The sequence below is a fragment of the Inquilinus sp. OTU3971 genome (genome assembly GCF_038440215.1).
In genome coordinates this window covers 1-2,840 of sequence record NZ_JASATH010000376.1, presented here as the reverse complement: position 1 = coordinate 2,840, position 2,840 = coordinate 1, and the positions used below count along the sequence as shown (strand labels likewise).

The following is a 2,840-nucleotide window of genomic DNA, read 5'->3' as shown; positions in this document are numbered from 1 at the left end:
GACCGTCCGTCCTGGGTGAGAGCGCGGCGCCTGAGGCCGCCCGCGAAACGGGCGGCACAATAGCACCTGAATCTCAGGGGGCAACCGAGTCGCTGCAATGCAGCAAGCCGCGGCACGCAAGGCGTTGATCCTCGCCGGTTTCGCGCCATCATGGTTGCAGCGGTCGGGACCGGCGAGAGGGCGCGGCGATGTACAGGCTGTATTGGAACAAGGACACCGGGGCCTTCGCCCCCGACATCGTGCTGCGCCTGGCCGGCGCGCCCTGCGAGCGGATCCGGGTCGACCACAAGGCGGGCGAGCACCGCCATCCCGACTATCTCCGCCTCAACCCGATGGGCGAGATCCCGACCCTGGTGCTGCCGGATGGCACGGTGCTGACCGAATCGGCGGCGATGATCCTGCATCTGGTCGACGCCCACCCCGGGGCCGGGCTGGCGCCGCCGCCCGGCAGCAGCGACCGCGCCCGCTTCGACCGCTGGCTCTTGTTCATGGCAGTGAATCTGTACGGCGCCGTGCTGCGCCAGGCCTATCCCGAGCGCTTCACTGCCGATCCCGCCGGCGCGCCGGGGGTGCGGGAGGCGGCGGACCGGGCCGTCGACCGCTATTGGGCGCTGGTCGCCGACGCGCTGATGCCCGGCCCGTTCCTGCTCGGCGAACAGCGGTCGGCGGCCGACCTGTATCTGCTGTTGCTGCTGACCTGGTACGACTTCCGCGAGGAGATGACGCCGCTCAGCACGATCTGGGACCGCCTCCTGGCCGATCCCGCCGTGGCGGAGACCTGGAGCCAGTACTTCTCCGGCTGAGCGGCGGTGCTGCAGTATCGAGGCGGCGCCCGCTCTATTTTGTCTGGCAAATAGCAGGAATGGCTTTGTCGAACCAAGAGTTCAGATGATTGTTACTGTATAACATCAGTCATCCTAAGGATTTCAGAACAAATTGCCCTAAATCTGTAATGTTGACGCCGCTCGCGATGCTGCCGGACAGTGCTGGCAAGCGGGGGAGGCTGGCCGGAGCGAGGCCATTCGATTGCGATCCGGGCGGCCACAAGCCCCACCGCAAACGACGAAGGGGGACCATCGTGAAAACGCGTCATCTGGCGGCCGCCTTGCTGGCGACCGCCATCGCCATTCCTGCGTCCTCGGCCCTGGCCGCCACCACCAACACCGCCCCGTCGGCGTCCGCCCAGCGCGGCCTGATCGGCGACCTGATCACCGCGTTGATCAGCGCCGACCTGCAGCGGGCGGTCACGGTCACCCGCATCCGCCAGCACCTGACCGCGCTGCAGGCGATCGCCACCGCCAATGGCGGCAATCGTGCCGCCGGCCTGCCGGGCTACAAGGCCTCGGTCGACTATGTGAAGCAGCGGCTGCAGCGCGCCGGCTACCAGGTCACGCTCCAGCCGTTCCAGTTCGACTTCTTCCTGGAGACCGGCACGCCGGAGTTCGAGCGGGTGTCGCCGTCGCCGCGGACCTATACGCCCAACACCGATTTCGCGACCACGCTCTATTCCGCCTCGACCGAGGTCACCGGCCGGGTGGTGCCGACCAACAACATCGTGCTGCCGCCCACGCCGGAGCCGAGCTCGGCCAGCGGTTGCGAGGCCGCCGATTATCCGCCGGAGACGGCGGGGGCGATCGCGCTGATCCAGCGCGGCACCTGCACCTTCGCCCAGAAGGCGGAGATGGCGGAGGCGGCCGGCGCCATCGGCGTCATCATCATGAACGAGGGCCAGCCGGGCCGCACCGAGGTGGTCGAGGGCGTGGGCCTGGGCGGACCTCGGCCTTACCCGGGGGTCTTCACCACCTTCGAGGTCGGCAACGAGCTGTACACCCAGGCCCAGTCCGGCCCGGTCAATGTCCGCATCAAGGTCGAGGCCATCAATGAGCCGCGGACGACCTGGAACGTGATCGCCGACACCCGCTTCGGCAACCCCAACAAGATCGTCACGGTCGGCGCGCATCTCGATTCGGTGCAGGTCGGCCCGGGCATCAACGACAACGGCAGCGGCACCGCCGCCAATCTTGAGGTCGCCGAGCAGGTGGGCCGCCGCCAGCTGCTGCTGCGCAACAAGGTGCGCTTCGCCTTCTGGGGCGGCGAGGAGCTCGGCCTGCTCGGCTCGACCCATTACGTCGAATCGCTCAGCGACGCCGAGAAGGCGAAGATCCTGCTGAACCTGAACTTCGACATGGTCGGATCGCCGAACTTCGTTCGCTTCGTCTATGACGGTAACGGCTCCGACACGCCGGACCCGGGTCCGGACGGCTCGGGCATGATCGAGAACGTGTTCCTGGCGCATTTCGCCCAGAAGAACCTGGCCACCAGCCCCACCGCCTTCGACGGCCGGTCCGACTACGGCCCGTTCATCGCCGAAGGCATCCCGGCCGGCGGCCTGTTCAGCGGCGCCGAGAACGTCAAGTCCGAGGCTGAGGCGCGGATCTACGGCGGCACCGCCGGCCAGCCCTACGATGCCTGCTACCACGCGCCCTGCGACGGCATCGCCAACATCAGCAACACGGCGCTGGACCAGTTCAGCGACGCCATTGCCAATTCGGTGATCGTGTTCGGCATGCGGCGCGACCCTGTGGTCGACACCCTCGAGTTCGCGGCCTCCGCGGCCAAGCGCGCGGCGGCAGCCAAGCGCAGCCCGCTGTTCAAGGGCGCGCTGACCATCCGCTGACGGAAACGAGCTGACGATGAGGGGCCGGGCCATCGCGCCCGGCCCCTTTTTTGCCGACCAGAAAACCTGTCAACGATCTTCCCGGTCTATTCTTTTTAGTCCCCCCTCCCCTCGCGGGAGGGGGGTAGGGGGAGGGGGTTCTCGAAGCCCAGAACCGGCCCGG

At 67.9% G+C, this 2,840-nt stretch carries 2 protein-coding genes; both read left to right on the top strand.

The features are described 5' to 3' along the window. The first annotated feature begins 188 nt into the window (after positions 1–188). Entirely contained in the window at positions 189–803 is a 615-nt protein-coding gene (locus AAHM41_RS39815) for a glutathione S-transferase family protein (RefSeq protein WP_342242183.1), read from the top strand. Positions 804–1,078: 275 nt separating this feature from the next. Further along, on the top strand, positions 1,079–2,677 hold the full coding sequence (locus tag AAHM41_RS39810; protein ID WP_342242182.1) for a M28 family metallopeptidase: 1,599 nt from the start codon (positions 1,079–1,081) through the stop codon (positions 2,675–2,677). Positions 2,678–2,840: the final 163 nt, after the last annotated feature.

What these genes read in the sequence shown, in the direction of transcription:
- AAHM41_RS39815 (WP_342242183.1), top strand. Translation starts at nt 189, where the DNA reads ATGTACAGGCTGTATTGGAACAAGGACACCGGGGCCTTCGCCCCCGAC.